The sequence below is a fragment of the Pseudomonas sp. HPB0071 genome (assembly GCF_000478505.2).
Taxonomy (GTDB): Bacteria; Pseudomonadota; Gammaproteobacteria; order Pseudomonadales; family Pseudomonadaceae; genus Chryseomonas; species Chryseomonas luteola.
Map to the genome: position 1 here is coordinate 26581 of NZ_KI517367.1, position 21611 is coordinate 48191.

10 protein-coding genes and 1 tRNA gene are annotated in these 21611 nt (G+C 54.5%); all 11 read right to left on the reverse strand.

Annotated features, from left to right (window positions below):
* Positions 1-15: 15 nt before the first annotated feature.
* On the reverse strand, positions 16-306 hold the full coding sequence (locus HMPREF1487_RS26620) for an AlpA family transcriptional regulator (RefSeq protein ID WP_371106359.1): 291 nt from the start codon (positions 304-306) through the stop codon (positions 16-18).
* Positions 296-2407 carry a DEAD/DEAH box helicase gene (locus HMPREF1487_RS00110; RefSeq protein ID WP_010794551.1) on the reverse strand — a complete coding sequence of 704 codons (2112 nt, stop codon included), beginning with the start codon at positions 2405-2407 and terminating at the stop codon, positions 296-298. The genes HMPREF1487_RS26620 and HMPREF1487_RS00110 overlap by 11 nt, the downstream gene beginning before the upstream one ends.
* 24 nt (positions 2408-2431) lie before the next feature.
* Positions 2432-3751: a BREX system ATP-binding protein BrxD gene (gene brxD / locus HMPREF1487_RS00115; RefSeq protein ID WP_010794552.1), complete on the reverse strand. Its 1320-nt coding sequence runs from the start codon at positions 3749-3751 to the stop codon at positions 2432-2434.
* A gap of 15 nt (positions 3752-3766) precedes the next feature.
* On the reverse strand, positions 3767-6556 hold the full coding sequence (pglZ, locus tag HMPREF1487_RS00120; RefSeq protein WP_010794553.1) for a BREX-2 system phosphatase PglZ: 2790 nt from the start codon (positions 6554-6556) through the stop codon (positions 3767-3769).
* Between the two features lie 4 nt (positions 6557-6560).
* Positions 6561-10238, reverse strand: coding sequence for a BREX-2 system ATPase PglY family protein (locus tag HMPREF1487_RS00125; protein WP_010794554.1), 3678 nt, complete (start codon positions 10236-10238; stop codon positions 6561-6563).
* 16 nt (positions 10239-10254) lie between these two features.
* The gene (pglX, locus tag HMPREF1487_RS00130) at positions 10255-13956 is read right to left on the reverse strand and encodes a BREX-2 system adenine-specific DNA-methyltransferase PglX (protein ID WP_010794555.1); all 3702 of its coding nucleotides are present in this window, start codon (positions 13954-13956) and stop codon (positions 10255-10257) included.
* A gap of 43 nt (positions 13957-13999) precedes the next feature.
* The gene (pglW, locus tag HMPREF1487_RS00135; RefSeq protein ID WP_010794556.1) at positions 14000-18181 is read right to left on the reverse strand and encodes a BREX system serine/threonine kinase PglW; all 4182 of its coding nucleotides are present in this window, start codon (positions 18179-18181) and stop codon (positions 14000-14002) included.
* A gap of 254 nt (positions 18182-18435) precedes the next feature.
* Positions 18436-18512 (reverse strand) — tRNA-Pro (locus HMPREF1487_RS00140).
* A 67-nt stretch (positions 18513-18579) separates the two neighbouring features.
* Positions 18580-18936, reverse strand: coding sequence for a MerR family transcriptional regulator (locus HMPREF1487_RS00145; protein ID WP_010794557.1), 357 nt, complete (start codon positions 18934-18936; stop codon positions 18580-18582).
* Positions 18917-19219 (reverse strand): integration host factor subunit alpha, encoded by a 303-nt coding sequence (gene ihfA, locus HMPREF1487_RS00150; protein WP_010794558.1) that lies wholly within the window; start codon positions 19217-19219, stop codon positions 18917-18919. The genes HMPREF1487_RS00145 and ihfA overlap by 20 nt, the downstream gene beginning before the upstream one ends.
* A gap of 3 nt (positions 19220-19222) precedes the next feature.
* Entirely contained in the window at positions 19223-21601 is a 2379-nt protein-coding gene (gene pheT, locus HMPREF1487_RS00155) for a phenylalanine--tRNA ligase subunit beta (RefSeq protein WP_010794559.1), read from the reverse strand.
* Positions 21602-21611: the final 10 nt, after the last annotated feature.

Here is a 21611-nt window from a genome sequence, read left to right on the forward strand (position 1 = left end):
ACAAACAAGCGAGGTTCAGCTCGAAGGAAGACAATCTACTACTGAATTGCAGCTTGTTGAAAGATAACGGCGAAATGTCATCGATCTCGCCGGCATCAAGTTATCGGCGTGGGTTAATATCTCGCGCTGCAATCTGCCCTTAATCCAGTCCTGGATCTCACTCTCAAGCCAACCAACACTGCGGCCTACCAATGGGACGGGCCTCGGAAATCCGCCCTCACTGGTGAGATTATAGATTGTTGATCGAGCAAGGCCGGTCGTCTCGATAACTCCGCTGAGACGGATAATTTTCATATCAGGCTTCATCCTTCACCCATAGAACGGCGAGCGAAACTCGGCTGAACTGCTTGAAATCACTATCAACGGAGTACCGCTCCCCCAGCTCACGATCAATTTCCTTCTGGCTTAAACACTCAGCAAATTTCAGCTCTTGTACAAAGGATTCATCTAGCAGCACCGCTAAATTATGCGCGTCTCCTGCAAGAATCTCTCGAATAGCACGTACCAACGCCTCGGCTGAATAGACGTGCCGAAAAGTCATGCACTCATTGTCCGCGATGAGCTTATCTGCCTCATCAGCCAGCAGATCCTTCATGGCTGAGTTCAGCAGCTTGCCAGCAAAGTTCCACCAAATCGCATTACCATCGGCATCAAGGAGCAGAGTGCTTTTACCCGATTCCATCCACCCGTACTGATCACGAAGATCGGCAAGTAGTCCTTGAGCCCTGGATGAAAGGCCCTCTGGCACGAGATCTGAAATCAACACATCAGCAATCGCACGACACAGTTCATATCTCAAAGGTTGCGCATCACTGACCCATTGCGACTTACCACGCACCTCGGATGGCTCGACAAAAGCCTTTCTCCGCGGCCAGTCGATATAGGTCGTTTGCCAACTGCGTCCACCAAGAGTAAGCAGCGCTGGGCCGTTATCACGGACAGCGAAGGTCAGTTGATGAACCTCACCCAGCTCCTGCTTACCCGAAAAAACCTTGACCATGGGGGGCGTCGTGAACACCGAAAAGAGCTCCATGAAGTTCTTCTCACCAAACGCCCTCTCTCCGGCCTTGCCAATCCCGATGAGCCCCTCATCAGAGTGCAATATGCCGGCCCCAAGCATGTAGCTAATAACACCAGCCCGATCATCGGGCGTGACTCCAGCAAAACCAGGCATGCGCCCAACCCACTGATCAACGTCGGCTGCGATGATGCCTTTTTGCTGAAGCGCCAATGCCATCGTTTGCTGGGCATAGATGTGCACTGGCCTCGCGGGCGGTTCGATAGGTTCGACATACCCTTGCCGCCATAGCTGTAACAACGCCAAAGCACGAAGAAACGCATCTTCCTTGGTAGCCAGAAACAGACAGTTTCGAGAGCTACCCGCGCGTCGGCCAGTTCGGCCAATGCGTTGCAGGAAAGAAGCAACCGTGTACGGGGCATCGATCTGGATCACTCGATCAAGGTCGCCCACATCAATACCCAACTCCAACGTCGAAGTAGAAACGATGACGCAGTCATTACCCTGGGAGAAGGCTTCTTCAGCAGCTCTCCGTTCCTCCAGGCTTAAGGAACTGTGGGAGATGTAGGTGGCAACACCAAGGCACCGTAACTCAACAGCGAGCTCCTCAACCTTGGATCGACTATCCACGAAGACGAGGCGCTTCTCGCCTTTGTGCAATCTTGAAATGACAACTGCTGCGTTTTTCAGCGACCCGACCCAATCGACTTGGACGTCAGGAATCACATTGTTCTCTGCAGGAGGGTTGATCACGCTTCTTCGGGCATTACAGCTACCGGCAAGCCAATCGCAGAGCGTGTCAGGATTACCTACGGTTGCTGAGAGCCCTAAGCGCTGGATCTCTCGGCCTGCTAGAACACTGATTCGCTCAAGGACAGAGAGCAAGTGCCAGCCACGGTCATCACCCGCAAAGGCATGCACCTCATCAATAATCACTGTCCGCACGTTGGCAAAAAGCTGCTGATGATCAACCTTGTTGGAGACCAGCATGACCTCGAGCGACTCAGGTGTTGTCAGCAGAATGTCCGGTGGCGATGCCACAATCTTGGACTTACGCGCAGCACTGATATCGCCATGCCATAGGGCGACGCTGCGCCCCAGGAGGTGTCCATAATAACTCAAACGCTGCTCAAGGTTATTGAGCAGCGCCTTGATCGGGCAGATGTAGAGAACAGAAAGGCCTTCCCAGCTCTCACTGAGCATGCGTGAAAACACCGGAAAGCTTGCCGCTTCGGTTTTTCCGCCAGCCGTTGGAGCCAGCAGAATCGCGTGCTCGCCATCCAAAACGGGCTGAATGGTAGCTTCTTGCAAAGGCCGCAAACCGTTCCAACCTAGAGAGTTGACGATGTGGTGCTGCAAGGCAGGGTGGAACTTGTCGAACTCACTCATGCAGCAAAGCTCCAATCAGGCAGCTCAAAGATCGAGCTTGATATCATCTACCGAGCTTGCCGCACTGGTAGCGCGCTCGACCGATGTCAGCTCGGTATCTGAAATGGTCAATGCGTAGTGCTGTCGTGGATTGAAGTCTTCGAACTGGTCAATACGATCCAGGACCTCACCCACCAGTTTTTTCAGGAAGATCCGCGGTGCAATCCCGACTTTGCCGCCCAGCTTACCGGTCACCGCCTTTGCCAGCTCAGTGATGTAGTTATCGTCTGCCAGCCGCAAAATGCGGTCAGCCGTAGCGCTGTTATCGGCATACAGGTTACGTACCTTGCGACCGACCTCCTCCAGAGACTCCTGGCTGAAACCACGGAGACGAATTTGCACGGCACGAGGATTATCGAACCGAGCATCAGTGGTGAAGTCGACCGCCAGACGCTGAGCCAGAGGAGACAGTCGCTGGACACCCATAGGGCCATCGTAGAAGGCCGGAGTGCCTGTAATCACCAAATAAAGGCCAGGGAATCGCCCAGAGTCCACCTCATCCATCAATTGACGCAGCGCGTTCAGGCTCTTGTCGCGAACATCTCCCCGCATACGCTGGAGTGTTTCAACCTCGTCGAGCACCAGCAGCAAACCAGGATGCCCTGAGTCCTTGACTATGGTTAGAACACCTTGCAGGAAGCTCAACGCGCCGAAATGATCGATGTCGCCCTTGATCATTGCATAGCGCTTAACCGCAGCAGAGATGTTCGGCTGACCTGCCATCCAGGCCAAAAGCCCGTTGGCGATCTCTTCCTGGCCTTCTAGGAGAGCTCTCCGGTACGCACGAAGAGTTAGGGCGAATGCAGGTGCAGAGCGCACGACTTCGCCCAAGCGCTTTTCCATCAGTAAATCAGTGGCATCGATCAACGCTTCGGAGTCATTCGGATCGATGTCATGCTGGGCCAGCACATCCTCTTCAAGGGTGTAGAACCAGGCTTCGACGATATTCTGAAATGCGCCTGAGGGCATATCCGGCGTAGTCAAACGCTCCATCAGACGTCGATAGACCGTCTCCAGGCGGTGCAGCGGTGTCTCAGTCTCGGAAATTTGAACCTCGGCGCAGGCAAAGCCCAGCCGGTGTGCTTTTTCACGCAGCCAGCGTGACGCAAAGGTTTTACCGCTGCCGTATTCGCCACGAATAGCCTTGAAAACTGCTCCACCTCGACTGACCTTTTCCAGCTCATCATCGAAGGCGCGCTCGAAGGGCAACAAGCCAACAGCTAAGGCATCTAAACCATACTGCGGCACAGTTCCACGCCGCAGAGCGTCCAGAATATCCTGACGACGTTGTTGGCTGATCGACATGCCTACACCCTGTAGTTATTGAATTTCAAACTGCTTCTTCAGATCTGCAACGTTCAAACGGACTGTCTGGGAATCACGTTCGACTGAAAGTATTGGATATCCATCCACATTGAGCAGTTTCTGTGCTCCCGCGAGGAACCCACGGATCCGCAGTTTCGGGATCATCAACTCGGAACAAAGCACCGCCTCCATAACCTGCCAGCGGTACTTTTCCATCAGCCTCAGCAGCGTCTGCATTTGGTCATCGCTGATCGCTGTGCGGCCTGCCCTATCGCGAACTTGGCCATAGACCGGCGAACTGAGCAACTCAGAAACCCAATCGCTTGTACCTACCACCGGAGCGCTTTTGCTCAAGGCTTTCGCTGGCGATGCAAAGCCGAACATGTCCTCGACAACCTCAGCCACAGCCTGCTTCTTGCCAGCTGCTTTCTTGGTGGGTGCTTCGACAGATACGGTGGGCTCATCAACCGCGCTCGGCGTGTCTGACTGAATGGCCTTCGTCGAATACCACCAGGCTGGCAGTCGTCGAGGCACCTCACGCCAGCCTTCTACCCTTTGCCGCGTGGCGGCATTGATATAGACCCCAAGCGGTATCACAACCTCCTGGAGCGAACCACCACCGTGGTAGCCATGGCTCCTACTTTTGGTATAACGCAGCCGCTCTGACCAAGGCAGGATCACCTGTTTATTCGCCGTGACGACACGCTCCCCCGACAACAGGACTTCCAGCTCAGAGGGCGTGATGCCGGGAGCAACCGGCTGATAGCGCTCACCGTTTTCGTCGGCTGACTGCTGGTAAACCGAATCATGATCCAGCACGTGACCGTGATCACTGGTAATGATCACCACACGGCCAGCCTCGCGAGCAGCCTCCATCACATGCCGGAGTAAGGCCACGGTTTCAAAGGACCAGTCAACCTTAACTTGCGAGCTACTGGACAGCTGATCATCGATCGCATTGATCACCACCGCCAGAACTCGGTGCTCTGTACCAGCAATTACCCCGCGGACGCTGCTATGCAAACTGCCAGATCCAGGCTGGGACAAATCCTGCTTATGGAACACTTGCGGTGGAAACTTGGTGGAGGCCAGCTTTTTTAGCTGAGGGTGGCTACTGAAAGCTTTCTTCTCGTCGTTGGCATTGCCCTCACACAGAGCCCCTGATATCAGCGAGCAACGGCTGACCTGAGTCACCGTTGGCAAGGCTGCAACCAGACATGCATCGCCCTGTGCGCCAACGGGCTGTAGCTCCAACCAATGATTACGGGTGAGGTCTGAACTTAACTGCCGGTAGACGGCTTCGCTCATCCCATCCAGCACAAGCAAAAGCACTTGCCCCTGCTCGGCCAATGGTGCAACCAGATCATCCAGGCCGCGCTCGACAGGAATGAATCGAGCAGGCAGATGATCACCGCGAGCGATGCTTGCCAGTTGCTGCCCGAAAGCCTGGTTTTGCCGTTCCCTGTAACGCCCAACGTGCTGCGAGAGCCTCTGGTAAACCGTACTCAGGGACTCCTCAGCATCTCCCGCCCAAATTTCGGTTCGTGCCCAATCACAAAAACCACCTTGCTCGATGTAATCACCGATCAGGCTAACTGCTGTTCCGTCCACGTTCGGCGCCTGCTTGAGCCAACGTAGAAGGCGCATGGCCATATTGGCCCGAGCAACTGTCTCGCTGTAGCGATCCAAACCAGCCAGTCGATGCCCCTCTATCTGCTGCAAAGCCGACTCCGCAGCCATGGAGTCGCCACCATCCAGAGCTTGATCCAAGGCAGAAGCAAAAGCGCTAAAGCGAGCATGTAAACCGCAAGGCAACAGCGAGGAATGCTCGGCGGCAGCCTGCATATCCAAGCTTGCAAGAATCTGCTCTGCTTTCGACAAGAAGCGTGCATAGCTAGGGAAACCGAGAGCACCTATCCATTGCCTGACCAGGACAACTGCGACCTCACCCAGTGGCTGCAGGACTCGGAATTCGATCTTCTTCCCACCCAAAAAGCGCTCACGGAAAATCCCACGACTGATATGCAGCTGAGTTAAATCAAGCGCTTGCAGACGTTCAATATTCGAGGAAAACAGCACGGAGCACGCCAAGGCGACGGCGAGCAGATCACTCCCCTGATCATTCAGAAGCAGCGTCGATACCACCTCATGAGTGTCGGGCAGGCCTCGGGCCAACCAATCCCCAAGGTTGTCTCGAATATCGCCTGGCAGAGCCGTAATCAGTGCACTGACATCACCCTTAGTGCTCCAACTCAACACCGACTGCAGATCCAACGTGGCTTCTTGGTAGTTCAGATGAGCCATGGCGATAGCGCGCCAGGCTGTCTCCTCATCCAGAATCTCTCCGAAGCTGATTTTCCCCTGATAGCGTTCAACACCATTGAGCATCGCCTCAGCTACCCAACGGCTCTGCTTGCGTGTTAAACGAGGATCAATGTCCCTGACACGAATCAGCTGCTGCAGGGTCTTCCAAGGGCTTATGCGCTGCGGCTCGTTGCGCCAGATTCTGGCCAACACGTCCATAGCCAGATCCGTCTCGGCAAAGCCCGACAGCAGCACAAGACGCTCTGAGGTTTCCTTCCGATCCTGGTGATGCTTGACCAAGGCCTCACGCATCGCCAACTCAGAGACGCAGTAGACGGCCCTGACTTTTCGCCCTTCAACAACTTGCTCTACAGCTAAAGCCGCTAAAGGGTTTGGCCACACTAAAGCCACGCAGTCAGCCTCAGCATCACGCTGAAAAACTGCCTGCAGTTGGGTCACCACCGGCATCGGCAATGTCGCACTCGCCTGCATGATCGACATCACCTCAATCCTCTGCCCCGTCCATGCGCACAATGCTGTAGCTCACATCCAGCACATAGCCGTCCTGCAATTTGCTCTCAATCTCTGCGAACAAGTTGCGCGCCTGCTTGCTGGTCAAACCACTCTGCTGAACCTGCTCCAGCACCTTTCTGCCACCGGCACCTTTGTTGACACCGGTATCGGCAGGCGGCCCATCCGGACTGGTCGGCGGAACGACGTTGCGCGTCAACTGCGATGTAGCATCGGCCTGAGCCTGTCGAAGCGCTTGGGCCAGCGCCGTCACCAGCTCATCCGCGGTCAATGCAGCACTAACACGCTGCTTAATCTGCAGCGCCTCAGCTGCCCCTGACTTCCAAACGGTTTCCAGCAGTTGCCAGTTATTGTCCTGGATCGCCTGGGTCACGCTGGCAGCGCTGACGATACTTTTGGCGAGAGCCATCGCGTTGGTGGGCGGCTGAATATCCGACAGCGCAGTGATCAGATCTGCACCCTGCTTACCCTGCAAGGTCTGCAACAGGCTCACTGCATACTCGGCATTACGCAGACGATTGCATTGCGTCCCCTGATTAACCCGGCTCAATGCACCTCTGAGCTCAGTAACCAGTTCCTCACAATGCCCAAGCTGGCGCTTAACCTCATCCTGCACATCTTTTTCCAGTGCATTCTGATGGTTGGCGGTGCGCAGCTTGTTAGGCGTCAGGCCGAAGATGGCGGAAGCGTTATCTACGCCCAGCTTCCAGATGTTTGGCTCGGCCAGATCCTGCTTGGTCAGCAACAGGTTATCCGGCATGTCCTTGAGCGTCGGCTCATAGTCTTGACCATGCAACGAGAAGGCGTACTGGCCATGCTCGGCAAACACCATGATCAGCAAGTTCTGCACAATGTCCGGCAGCCCTTTGGGTGTCGGCTGATCAATGGCCGAACGTAGGCGCTTCACCGTCACTGGATCCCCGGCGTATTCATCCTTGGCCAGCTCACGAGTCATATGCTTCGGCCAATCATCCTTAAAGATGAAATGCCGCTCGTGCATCTCGCCAAGCTTCAGTGGCTGTGCAATCGAACGCATGATCGAGCGCAACGGCGTGTCGATATCGATGCGACCATTACTGGCATGCACAGCCCGACGCAGCTGCTCCATCACCTTACCTAGGTCAGCCAGCCTGACCTCACCGTCAAACTCGGGGTGATCCGGATATTGGAAGCTCAGCGCCTGGTTAAGCAGGTGCTCGAAGGCCGCACGCAGATTACTGCCCACCGGCAGCTGCGGAGTAAATCCAGGCTCCAGCGAATAAACCTGGCTGTCCAGTTGTACCGAATCATCCAGCGAGCCCGGGATCGGTTGTGCAGCGCCGAATGCACCCATGAGGTAATCACGAATGCGCTGGCGCAGCTGGCTGCGCTGGTTATCGAGAAGCGTCCGCGCTTGGGCCCGCTCAAGTGGGCTCAGATGCTTACTAAAGGAGACGAAGCGATCTTCGCTTTTCAGTACGTGCTCAAGCGTCACCAAGGTTCCCAAATCACGCTGCGCCGACTGGCTAAAGAAATACGGCAACCAGCACAGCGTCTGTGTCGCATTACCAGTGGCTTCGTACTCCTGGATGCGTGCCCTATCGCTCGCGGGAGAATGGTTGCCCTGGTCAAACGGAAAGTCGACCAGCACCTTCCAATCATCACCACGCGCCTCAAAGGTGGTGAAGTCGGAAATCTCGCGGATGTTCTGGAACATCACCTCTACGGTACGACGAGTGCCGCGCCAGGCGAATGGATGCTCAATAAACAGCTGATTATCATCCTGAACGCCGAAGGCCTCGAACAGCAAATCCTTGGTCAGTTTGCGGCGCGCGCCATCGTTGTCATGTATTTTCGCCTGCTCAAGAATGCTCTCGGTATCGACGCCGGAAAGCTGAATCGCGATAACCGGGTTGGAGTCATCACTGATCTTGATCTCACCTACACGCCCCGCCCATTTGCGGCACTTCTGCAATACCGTCTGCGCTTCACGGCCTGGGATCGGTGATTTGATGGTGCCGTGGTTCAGCGCAGCCAGCTTATTGGCCGTGAGCTGCTTGAAGCACTCCACCTCCGGAACCAGCGCCGACAGCAACAAGGTCTTAATCAAGCGCATGTCGTTGGTAAAGGCGCGACGGCCTGGATCGTTCGCAGGCAGCTCCAGCAGCTGATCCAGCTTGAGGTTGTGCTCCTCCTCCAGCAACGGCACCAGCTTGCGCTCGAACAAATGGCGAGCATTGTCGAAATGCATACGCATCACTTCTGAGAACGGCTCAGCCTCTGAAGCAATCACGTCGTACAGGTCACCAACCGGAATACATCCACCTAACTCCAGGGTTTCGCGCTGATCGACCAACAGCATCAGCATGACCTTGAGCGCAGTACGCTCACGCTGAAGAGCGGAAGAAAGCGCAACCAGCGCCTGCACCAGAGCAGGACTGAAGGGATACAGCGAGCGGAACATCTCGCGGTCACCCTGGTTGGTCAGCAGGATTTCCTGCACCTCGCTGCGCAAACCGGCATCCATGGCCGCAAAGGCATTGTCGATCTCTGCCTTGGCAGCTGCATTGATCGGCTTGAGCAAGCGACGCTCAGCGATCACTGGAAGGTTACGGTCCTCAAGGGTGATGGTGTGGAAGCGACCATCCCAGTACTTGAGCGAGTCGCTCAGTGCTTGCTGCTCAGCGCCGTTGTACTGATCACCCACGAACTCACGCAGATCACGCTGACGGGCAATAAAGCTGGCCATGGGCAGTGCACGTTGCTCACTGGCTTCAACCAGCTTCACCACTTTCTGAATGTTGTTGGCGATAAAGCGCTGGTCAGAAAGATGGCTGGCCAGCCAGAGGATCAGCTCATCGAGGAACAAGATGATCGCGTCGTAACCGAGCGCTTTGGCATGCTCCGTCATGATGCGTAGGCCTTCATCGAAATCGACGTAGCCGCCGTACTCGCTGTTGGCCATATCCGCCATGGAGCTGTAGAAGGTGCCGATCAGATCCCCAACCAGACGAGCCTTATCGTCCGCGCCAGCTTGGTCATTGAGCACTGCATCGAAGCTGGCTGCATCCCAACCAGTCGACAGATCGCCCCAGCCGTCGTCCTCAGCCGCTGCTGCTCCTTTGTTCAGAGTGACGAAAAAATTCTCATCACCCATATTGCTGCGCAGTTGCCGAGCATCTCGGAACAACCGATCGCTCATGTAGAAGCCAGGTACCGAGGCATCGGGATGCAGGTGCCTGATATGTCGCGCATAGCCACCCAACACACCCGCCTCAATGCTGGCTGCGCCGATCATGTGGTAGGGCACCAGCAGAATGTTGGTTTGCTGCAGCCACTCATCATGCTTGGCTACAGCTGGCGCCAGCTCGTTGATCGCCCGGGCTTGGGGATTGCCCTGCAATAGCAGATGCAGTACCGCCATAAAGTGCGACTTACCGCTACCGAAGCTACCGTGCAGGTAAGCGCCCTTCTGACGGTTCTGGTTGCCCACCACGGTGCTCTTGATAAAGCTCAAGGCATCGTCGAACGAGCGCTGCAGCTGCGGCGTCACCACATACTGCTCAAGCGTTTGGCTGATAGCTGCATCAGCCAACCCACTGGACAGGTTAAGAACGAAATCACCCCGTTGAACCTTTTCTGGGATCTCGATCAGCTCTTTAATCAATGTCATGCGTCAAACCCCAGAATCAGTTCTGCTCAGCCACTTTCTTTTTGCGACCGCCACGTTTTCCAGCTACTGCAGCCGGCTGCCAGCTCAAAAGGTCGGCCCGAGTAATCTCGAGATTACGCAGTTCTTCGAGGAGGAAGCCTTCGTAGTAATCCCCCATGCGCTCGCCGAACTCGGGATCCACCTCGTTGTGCCATTGCTTCAACCAGGGGATCAGCTCATCCAGCGCCACCAGCATGGGCAACAGTCGCTCAGCTTCCCAGCCCTCGCCCTCTTTGCGATCCAGATACCAAGCGGCAATGGCCTGGGCACGTTGCAAATGGTTCAAGCCGGCCCAGCCGATAACCAGCGTGCTATCACCGCCTTTTTCACCGCCAGGCAATGAGAAGAAGCGCTCTTTAGGGACATCCAGTTTGCCACGCAGGCTCCAATACGACGGCTTGCGGAAATCCACCGGTTTGTACTGCGGAGGTACCGCAATCTCGCCCACCTGCTCCTGCTTATCCAGCTCGGCCCTGGCCTTGGCCAGCTTCCAAGCAGATTGCTTCTCCGGATCCTCCGCATCGGAGTCAGGTAGTGAGTGCGCCACACCGTGATGGGTATCAATGGCATCTTCCAGCCGCTGCTTTTCCCAGGTTTCCTGCCAGGCACGAAACTTCGGCATGGCTTCGACTTTCAGCCGGGCAGCGGTCATTTGCGGCACGCTATCGCCTTCAATCAACTCAGACACCAGTGCCTGCAGATCCGCCAGATCGCTGCCACAGTAAACCTCAGCCACTCGCAGTACTTCAGCATCGCGACGCAGCCGGTCAGCCAACTGGGCACAGGTCTGCAACTCGGCCGACTGACAAGTCCGTTCGCAGCGATCCAGCAGCCATTCGCGAGCGGCGGAATGCAGACGGTCTTCCCAGCTATCACGGTTCCAGCGGCGCTTATATTCCGGCTGCTCCACCAACGTGATCCACTGGTTCTGCTCAATGGCTTGGAGGCGGCGCTCGACCAGCACGCGGTATTCCTTTGGCCAGTGCTGCGGAGTTTCAGTGGTCGGCGTGCTGCCATGGCGCTCGAACCAAGTCGATTCCAGCTCGCCGGCCGCAATCCTGCGCGCAAGGTGAATTTCGAAAGCGCGTTCACCCAGCCTGACCTCAGGAACTTCGCCCTCATAGCAAAGAACCTCGTCAACTAGGCCGTACAAGCTGTAGATGTGCCAGTCCAGCTCTTCCTGCAGAGCAATCATTTTTGCCCAAATGCTACTTTCCTCAACCGGGCCATCATTCAATCGACCACTCAGACTGTCCGCACTAACCTTCAGGCAGGCCTCCGGCGAGCAGGCAACAAGTTGCCTTCCTAGGGTATCCAGGTGCGCAGACAAGTTCTCTACAGTTTTTGAGGCATCATCTGGTACTGGAAACCTCTTGAGGCCAGTGCCTGTAAACTCACGAAACTCCTCCCATTCAGCGCGGCTCTCCTGACCAACACCGCCCTGCCCTTTGCCGTGGAACACCTGCCTCATCCAGAACATCCCAGTTGAGCTGTTCAATAACCCCAACAGTGCAAAATGCTCGGATTCTGCCTCTCCATTTGGTAGTTTGATAACAGGTGCAGAACGATTAAACACCTTCCCACCACGATCTAGTACGAAGTGGTTGTGGGTTGATACAAAAGCAAATCCTATCGATAACGGCTGCTTGTTTCTCTCCACTGGAATCTGGTGATATTCAGCATAATGACGCCCTGCATCTCTGTAAGTCAGCTTGCCAAAGGTATTTCTCGCCCAGAGCTGAGCTCTCAGAGGCCAAAGATATTGTTTCTGCTCCGAGTCAACTTCCAGAGCAATATCATTGTTGTAAGGGAAAAGCACTGTTGTCCCTGAATCCAGCATCCAATCTCTGACCAGATCGCCCTCAACCAATGGCCGTTTCCTTTGAGGAAATCTACAAGCACTCAACTTGCGAGTAGGTGCGCCAAAAGCCTCGTCCTCACCGAGGATCGCACCAAAACCGATAACCATAACCCTCTCAGACAGCGGTATATGGTCACCTTCAATCAGTGCTTTCAAATCATTAGCGCCACCACCACCAACACTCCAGGGGTGGCTAGCGAAGTAGTGCCGCTCGCAGTCAACGACAGTGACGTAATCATTCTCACTGCCAGCTTTTGGCAGTAAATCGACGATAGATAACCACACCTTGCCAAGTGCAGCGTTGTCGGGAACACCGGGCTCACCACGGATCCCCATAACAGATCGAACAACATCCGTTTTAGGCAGCTGATTACGGGCAAACAAGATTACCGTAGGTGTGCCATGCCCCGGAATATAGGCTCTTGAGGTATCGATCACATGGGTTAGATCCTTGCGCGGCAAATACTCTTCAATGAGCTTTTTCCCGAACTCTCGTTTCATAAAGCTATTGGCGGTGATCATACCCATAAAACCGGCAGGCTGATTACCATCCGGGCACAAGGTCAGATCAAAGAAACGCTCGGTAAAAGGAGCACCAAGTGAGTATTTACGGTGGCAAGTTGGATATTTATCCCGGTACGCTTGATTCAGCGCTTTGTCTTTCACCGTAATGTAAGGTGGGTTACCCACCACTACGTGATAACGCTGACCAAGAATATTGTTGAGCTTTTCAGGATCCTCAACTTCGTATACGTGTTTTTTCTCCTCATCCAGCAAACCACCCTGGATGCCCTGCCCCTGCCACTCAAATCTACGGCCATGCAACAGGGAATCGCCACACGCCAAATTGAACTTAAACTTAGGGGCTTCCTTGATCTTTGTGCTACCTGAAGCCTTCATGGCAGCAATTAGCAGGCGGAACCGGCAAATGGCAATGGCATAAGGGTTGATATCCGTGCCATGCACTACGTCCAGTGCTCGCTGTGCCAGCTCACGCGTATTAGTTCCTGGCTCGCGCTTCAACCACTGATTAAAAATCCGCTCGAAGGTCGTCAGCAGAAAGTGCCCTGAACCGCATGTAGGATCGATTAGGCGCAGCCCCGGCAGACCGAAAGTCTGAATCGCCGGCTCCAGGGTGTAGTCGAGAATAAAGCTCTCAACAAATTCCGGGGTTTGCAGCAGCGCATAACGCTTACGCACGGATTCAGAAAGATCCTGGTAGAGGTCGCCAAGGAAGCGGGTATCCCATTCCCGGTCGGTAAAGTCGTGGAGAATCTCACCACTGTCTGCATCGATCTTCTGGAAGAAGTCGATCAGACGTTTGGCACCATCAGCCGAAACCGGAATCTGCCAAAGAGGGTTATGGCGATGATCCAAGAGCTCGGCGATCACCGGGTATTTTTCCAGCTCTGCGAATAGATCGAGCAGGTAGTGGCGTTCTTCAAAGGTGGGGTTCTCGTTGAAGTAAGCCACCATGCGCTCTTTAGCCTGCTGCAAGGCATTTCGACCTTGCGCATCGATCACTGGCCCAGCCAACACCGGCTCAGTCAGTAAGCCGTTGTCTTCAAGAAAACGTACAAACACACAGGTCAAAACCCAGGCCACTGCGGCCTGGGTTATTTGCGCTTCGCGCCAGGAAACGAAGTGCTCGGCGGTGCGTTCAGCCTCAACCGCCGCGCGATATTCGCTCTGCAGATGCTCATTCAGCTCTGTATTCGCCTCGCTGTAGGCAAGGATGTCTCTCTCAATATGGGGCAGCAGAGCCTGGAGGCTTTTCAGCAGATTGGCACGGTTAATCACAGGTAAATCCTTGCGCATGTGGCCCATTACCTGAAGGCAATGGACCTGCTATCAATTTTTCTTAGGCAGTGGTTTTAACTGCCTCAGGTAGTAGCTGAGCATCGTCCAGCCAGCTACTGGGAATATGAGCAAACTCTTTGCTACCGGCGCCTGTAGGCACCAATACGTCATCGATCATGGCCGCGGAACGCTGCGCATCCACGGCTATCAGCAGAACCAACCCAGGCAACGCAATGCCACTGCGACCACTCACGCTCATCAACTGTTGGCGCAGATCATTGAGCCATGTTGTCACCAGCTCATAGCGCGCCAGCAGTCCAGGCTCTGTCAAAAGCACTGGTTGACCGGCCTGCAGAATCTCCTTAGCCATGCTCGGCAACGCACGCTGCACCAGACGCTGCAGGTTCTGCCAATCACGAGAACTGTGCTCACAGGCATCTGCCTTGAGCACCACTTGCCAATCCGGAGCTTTGGGCATGCTCGCGCACACAGCCTGCACATGGCGAAGAAGCAGCTCATCAAAGCTGATGCGCTTAAACGGATAGTCTCGGCAGAGTTTTTCCTGCGCTTGCCACCACTGACGCGGCCTGACGGTTAGCGCGAGGAAGTGGGAGGCAGTCACTGCCTTCTCAAGCATCAAGCCCAGCTCTTTAACCGACTTGAGTGTGGTGGTGTCGTCTTCGCCTTGTTGAGTCTGGCTGTAGTGAGTTGACCCGGCTGATGCGAAGCTGGTCATCCCTGCGCTTGGCAGGCAGTAACCGCCCCTATCGCCGTTGGCAAACTCAAAGCTGCCATTCCATTGGAAACCGATATCAAGCGAGCGCACCAGCTCATCCAGCTCAGGACGGCCTGGTAGCTCCTGCGCTGCGGGATAGCGGCCGGCTACACGGGTTTGAACATCTTTGACAGTGAGCGCCTTGCTGCCCAATAGCGCGCCTTGGGCCAACTCCAAAGCAAGCTTGGCGGACATCCCTCGCGGATAGAACTCCACACGGCTAGATAGGGCTGCACTCTCGGATGCGGCTGCAGCCAAACGCAGAAGGCGGTGGTTACTCAGCCCGGCAAATGACTCCGGCGCTGGCACAGCACGGATCTTCTCCAGCGTACGAACAGGAGCAAGCAGTGGCAGCTGGCGAGCACACTCATCTGCCAGGCTGCCCAGGTCGCAAGCGTAATCGGCCAGTTCCTCCCCTCGCCCCTGACGATTATCGGCAATCAGGAAGCGGTTACCGGAGCGGCGCAAAAGCCAACGAGGCTCCTGCTTACTCAATTCCGTTTCTACGGCTGCCCGCACAACGGCATAGGCCCAGCGCTCACGCAGTGGGCTGTCTTGTACCGAGCCGCGCCGAAGCAGGATTGCGTCAGCCACTTCGACCGCTGTCATCACGCCGCCGTTGTCGTCCAACAGGCCGACAATGTCCTCTCTCAAGTCCGTAATCGCTTTGGTCTTGCCCCACTGGGTCAGAACCTTGTCGACCAGTTCGCGCACCAGCAGAGTCTCAATGCCGAGGTGGCCGCTGATGGCTGCCGGCGTAGGCCAATGAACGTTGTGAGAGCCCTTTGGCGCATCCTCGTCCAATCGACCCAGGTATTCGTTAAGAAAGCTCAACCGATTCTGATCAGTGGACTTCGGCAGAACCTGCTGGAACAGTCGGTCGACACTCACAATGCTGGTGTCACCGCTATCCAATTGCTGAACTTGCTGACCGTCCAGAAGGCGCGCCTGAAGCTGACCGATGACATCTGATAGCTCATTACGGGTCTTTACCCCCACCCCAGTCCAGACTCGAACGCGGGAGCGGTTCAGCTTGATGAGGTCAGCAACGCTATTGATATTCCGGCGACTGAGGGTATCCAGCGCTTGTGGGCTCAGAGCCAACAGGCCGATCTGCGTATCCAACTGAGCCTCGCTGATGGGGCACGTACGCTCCTGTGGCTGCTGGGTCGTGTGCAGAGACTCACTGCGCGCATCATGGAATGTCTTGCGCCACTCACGCAGCATCTCGCCGGCACTGGCAAAGCGCTTGCGCACATCACGAACCAAGGCCCGTTTGAAGAACTCAACCATGCGATCGCGGATGCTCGGGTCGAAGACGGTTCGGTCGACCTCCAGCTCACCTTCGAGTTGATGTGGCAGTCCTTCAGAAGACGTCCACCCGGGCAAAGCCCCTGCGGCCATCTCGTAAAGGGTCAGCGCAACAGAGAAGCGCTCGGCATGGTCGTCCCAACGACGGCGGCCAGGATCACGGATGAACGGATCCATGTAGGCCAGCGTACCGGCACTGATATTGTCAGCACCGACACTGGACAAGGAGAAGTCAAAAAGCATGAGGTGAAGAACGCTGCCTTGCATCACCAAGCCGATGTTCTCTGGCTTGATATCACGATGCACCAACGCCTGGTCTTCTAGATGCACAACCGCACTGAGCAAGTCGTCACCGAAGCGCTCAAGCAACTCAAGCTGCACAGCGCCGACATGGCGGAGACGCTGAGCCAGGGTGCCCTCGGTCGCGTAGTCGAGCAGCAGGGCGGTATGGCCAACCATATCCAGAGTTTTGTAGTAAGGAACAATGGCCTGGTGACGCAATCTGGCCAGCACCTCACCCTCTTTCGTAAGACGGCTATTGTGGTCAGGTGTCGAAGCGATCTTCAGAACGCGAGACTGCCCCTGGTAATCGACCAGGAATACGACTGAGCACGCACCTTTGCCAAGTGGCTGAACAACCTGGAAGCCTCCCGGCAGGAAGTCACCTTTACGGGCTTCAGTTGGGTTAGATCGAAGCGTGTTCGGCTGGCTAACCTCATCTTCAAGGTCATCCAGCCGTTTGATGAACTCACTGACCGATTCCAAGCGGCTGCCGACATCAGGGTGCGTGGCGTACTGCACCAGGTACTGCATAGCCTCGCTTGCACCGTTGATCTCATCGGTAACCTGCAGACCGCTGCCTCTGCGCAGCTTGTCCAGTAACTCGATGTCGGTTTGCGCGGGCTTTTTGCCTGTAAATAAGTGGTAGGCGATCGCACCCAGGGAGAAAACATCTAAGTGCACGCCGTCTGCAGCGCCAGTGTGCGCTTCCAGCGCGACATAAGGCCCTGCCTCTTCATGCACGAGGTTACTCAAACGGGTCAGCGCGCTGATATTGCGCGACTCACTCTCAAATATCCGCTCGGCAGTGGCCCAGTTGCTGATTTTGACACTGTACTTCTCATCGCCCAGTGGCTTGACCCAGATGCACTGAGGACTTAGGCCACGGTGATAAAGCTTTTGCCCATGCGCGTACTGCACAGCCTCAGCAATTAGACGAAGCAGGTAGGTGGCCTGAACTGTATCCAGGCGCCGATCCTTACCCAGATGCATGAGTAGATGGTCGAGACGAAATGCCTTGGGATCGTGCTCATAGACTAGTGCGGGGCCGCTGTCATGATTCTGAAATTCGTGCGCTCGCAGAATTCCTGGATGCTCAATACCCTCAAGCAGGCGGAACTCAAGCTTGGCCGCTTTTTCGAGCCGAGAAACCTCTTCCTTTGGCTTACCCTGGGTCAGATAAATACGAACCTTGCGCTGCACCCCAATATCCGGGTGCAAAGCGAGCCAATCCTGATAGGTATCAGATTCGTCGAGTAGGCTCTGAAGCTCATAGCTGCCCACACGACGCATGCGCACGGACTCTTTAATGCCCGCTTCCTCTACAGCTCGTGAGATGACTTTGGCTGCATAAGCGGTAATCTGCCGATGCCTCCAGTTCTCATCGATTAGGGTGATTTCGCGGAGCAGCTCTTGCCGATTGACCACACCTTGGCGCGCATTACCTTCCAGCTTGATGACCAGGTCCTCTGCAGAGAGGAACACCAAAGCATCAATAAAAGGCACGGTTTCCTTGCTTCGATGAAATGAAGGCTGCAGCTTAAGCAGAGACGCCAGCTTTTGCGCTTTGCGCCGAGCAAGCAAGCGCGGATTATCGAAGATCTTCTGCCCACCCTTAGGCAAAGGTCTTTCCCAAACCCAGTTGGCAGCGTCACCACTAATGGTTCCAGGATGGGATTTGATCTCAATGAGGTACATCCCCTTGGGGGTGAGCACCATGAGATCAACTTCGTTGATGGAGCCGTCTTGGGCAATGAACTCAAAATTGGCCCACGCACGATAAGGATCGTGGTCAGGGAGCAGCTGCTTGGCAAACTCCAGCGCTTCCCGCTCCCATGTGTAATCGGATTGGGTGATCTGCTTCCAGAGTTTGTCCATCAATGGCCATCCTTGTTAATCGGCTGACGTTGGGAAGGTCAAGAGTATCCGTAAGGGATCGCTTGCCATTTCCGCTCTACTTACTGCGGTTTCGCCCCAGCTCTACTCTTCAAGACTACCGTAAGCGAGTACCTAACATTTAGCTAACGGTGACCCAACGGTGACCAGCATGAGCAAATCTTAACCTGCGGCAATAAATAGCGGGCATAAAAAAATCCAGTCACCGCTAAGTGACTGGATTTCTTGAGGTTTTTTGGTCGGGACGGAGTGATTCGAACACTCGACCCCTTGCACCCCATGCAAGTGCGCTACCAGGCTGCGCTACGCCCCGACTGTATCCCTTGCGAGATGGCGAGCATCTTAAGCTAAGGTTTTGATAAATGGAAGGTTTTTTTAAATTATTTTTGAAGAACTCCCAAAACGTCCTCTAATTCGCTAATCATTTGCTTTATTAGCTGGCGATACTGGGTAGTATCATCCTTAGCATCATCACTCGACAACCTTAGACGAGCCCCGCCTATGGTAAAACCTTGGTCATAAAGCAGAGCCCTGATCTGACGGATCATAATGACATCTTGTCGCTGGTAATAACGACGATTACCTCGCCTTTTTACCGGGTTAAGCTGAGGAAACTCCTGCTCCCAATATCTAAGGACATGGGGCTTTACCAAACAGAGATCACTTACCTCACCAATAGTGAAGTATCGCTTACCCGGTATAGCAGGTAACTCATTATTATGGCTTGGTTCCAGCATACGCTTCTACCCTGGCCTTAAGTTTTTGCCCAGGACGGAAAGTCACCACACGGCGTGCCGTGATTGGTATCTCTTCACCTGTTTTAGGATTGCGTCCGGGGCGCTGACGCTTGTCTCGCAAATCAAAGTTACCAAAACCTGATAGCTTAACCTGCTCGTTCTGCTCTAAAGCATTTCGAATTTCTTCGAAAAACAACTCCACTAGCTCTTTGGCCTCACGCTTATTCAGACCAAGCTCCTCATAGAGACGTTCAGCTAACTCAGCTTTCGTCAGAGCCCCCATACGCTATTTCCTTAATGTGGCGTTGAACCTTTCTTCTAGGGAAACGAGGATTTTCTGTGTCGTTTCGTTGATTTCTTCATCAGTAAGAGTGCGTGATGGATGCTGCCAGGTCAAGCCAACTGCAAGACTTTTTCTAAGCGGATCAATGCCCTTGCCCTGATATACGTCAAACAGTCTTAAATCAACCAGATACTCACCAGCCTTGTCCCGTACAACCGACAAAACATCCGCCGAAGATACCTCTATATTCACTAGGACTGCCAAGTCTCTACGTACTTCTGGATAACGTGACAGCTCTTGGAAACGTGGTAGGTATCTCTGTTCCGCCTCACCTAGCAACACTTCAAATACATAAACAGGTTGATCTAAATCCAAAGCTTTTAATAACTCGGGATGTAACGCTCCCACATAACCCACCAGCCGGCCGTCACGCTCAATGCGTGCAGTCTGCCCAGGATGCAGCGCAGGATGCTCTGCGGCGACAAAGGTAAAATCACCTACATTTTCACCGCAACCTAACAGCGATTCAACATCGCCTTTGATATCGAAAAAATCTACACGCTCAGAACCAGCGTTCCAGCTTTCTGGAGAGCGTGGCCCCGAAATCAGACCAGCCAAGACACGCTCTTGCGCCAAATCATCTAGTGAACCGACAAAACGAAGCCCTGACTCAAACAAGCGCACCCGACTCTGCTGGCGATTAAGATTGTGCTGCAGCACCTTGACCAAGCCCGGCCAAAGCGAAGCGCGCATAGCAGCCATATCTTGAGAAATCGGATTAGCCAACAATACCGGATCAAGCGTTGGCGAGAATAGCTTGAATGTCTTTTCGTCTATGAAACTATAAGTAATAGCTTCCTGATAACCCCGAGCAACCAACTGGTGTCGAAATTGCGAAAGGCCAGTACGCGCCTCGGCATATCCTTTTGGAGCCAAGCGTGCTTGTGGAAAACGAGTCGGAAGGCGGTTATATCCGTAAAGGCGCGCCAATTCTTCTATCAAATCGACTTCGATTGCTATGTCGAAACGATGGCTAGGAACGCCAATTTTCCAGTGGTTTTCATCTGTAGACTCAACGGTCAATGCAAGACCTTTCAGCAGGCGCTCAACTTCATCACTCTCAAGACGCAGACCTAGCACTTGCTCGATGCGCTCACTACGCAAAGTAATAGGGGTCTTAACAGGCAAATGTTCAGCACTTGCTATCTCTATCACCGGACCTGGTTCGCCGCCGACAATATCTACCAGTAGGGCTGTAGCGCGCTCCATTGCACGACGAGGCAGATCAAAGTCTACTCCGCGCTCAAAGCGGTGCGAAGAGTCAGTGTGAAGACCATAGGAGCGTGCCTTACCAGCAACAGCAATAGGATCGAAGAAGGCGCTTTCCAGGAACAGATCCGCGGTAATGGCACTTACACCACTGTATTCCCCCCCCATGATCCCAGCTATAGCTAGCGCGCGCTCATGGTCGGCGATAACTAACGTATCCGGGCGAAGAGTAATCTCTTGGCCGTCTAACAGAACCAGCTTCTCGTCGGGCTGCGCTAAGCGAACACGAATGCCGCCCTTGATCTCGTTGAGATCAAAAGCATGCATAGGCTGCCCAAGCTCAAGCATAACGTAATTAGTTACATCGACTGCAGCATCAATGCTACGAATCCCGGATCGCCGCAGGCGCTCTACCATCCATTGTGGCGTAGGGCGAGAGAGGTCAACATTTTTTAGCACACGCCCTACATAACGAGGGCAAGCAGAAGGCTCAATAACCTCAATTGGGCGCACATCCTCTATACTTACTTGTGCAGGAGGAACATCAAGCGCATGCACCGGGACGCCATAGAGCGCACCAACTTCACGAGCGAGGCCGGCGATTGATAAACAATCGCCGCGATTAGGCGTTAGATCAACGTCTATAGAAACGTCGTCCAACCCCAAGTAATCACGGAAATCCTTGCCTACCGGTGCATCTGACGGCAGCTCCATCAGACCTGCATTATCTTCTGATACGCTCAACTCACTAGCAGAACACAGCATGCCTTGAGACTCAACGCCGCGCAGCTTGGCTTTCTTTATAGTGAAATCACCCGGCAGCTTGGCGCCAATCATAGCGAAGGGAATCTTTAGACCAGCACGCACATTTGGCGCACCGCATACGACCTGAAACTCTTCCTGGCCATTACTAACACGGCATACATTCAGCTTATCAGCGTCAGGATGCCGCTCAGTAGCGAGCACCTCTCCTACTACCACACCGCTGAACTGCCCGGCCACCGGCTCGACGTCGTCCACTTCAAGACCTGCCATGGATAACTGAGCGATTAAATCGTCCCGAGAAGCCGGTGGACTTACCCAAGATCTCAACCACTGTTCACTGAATTTCATTGTGCCCCCT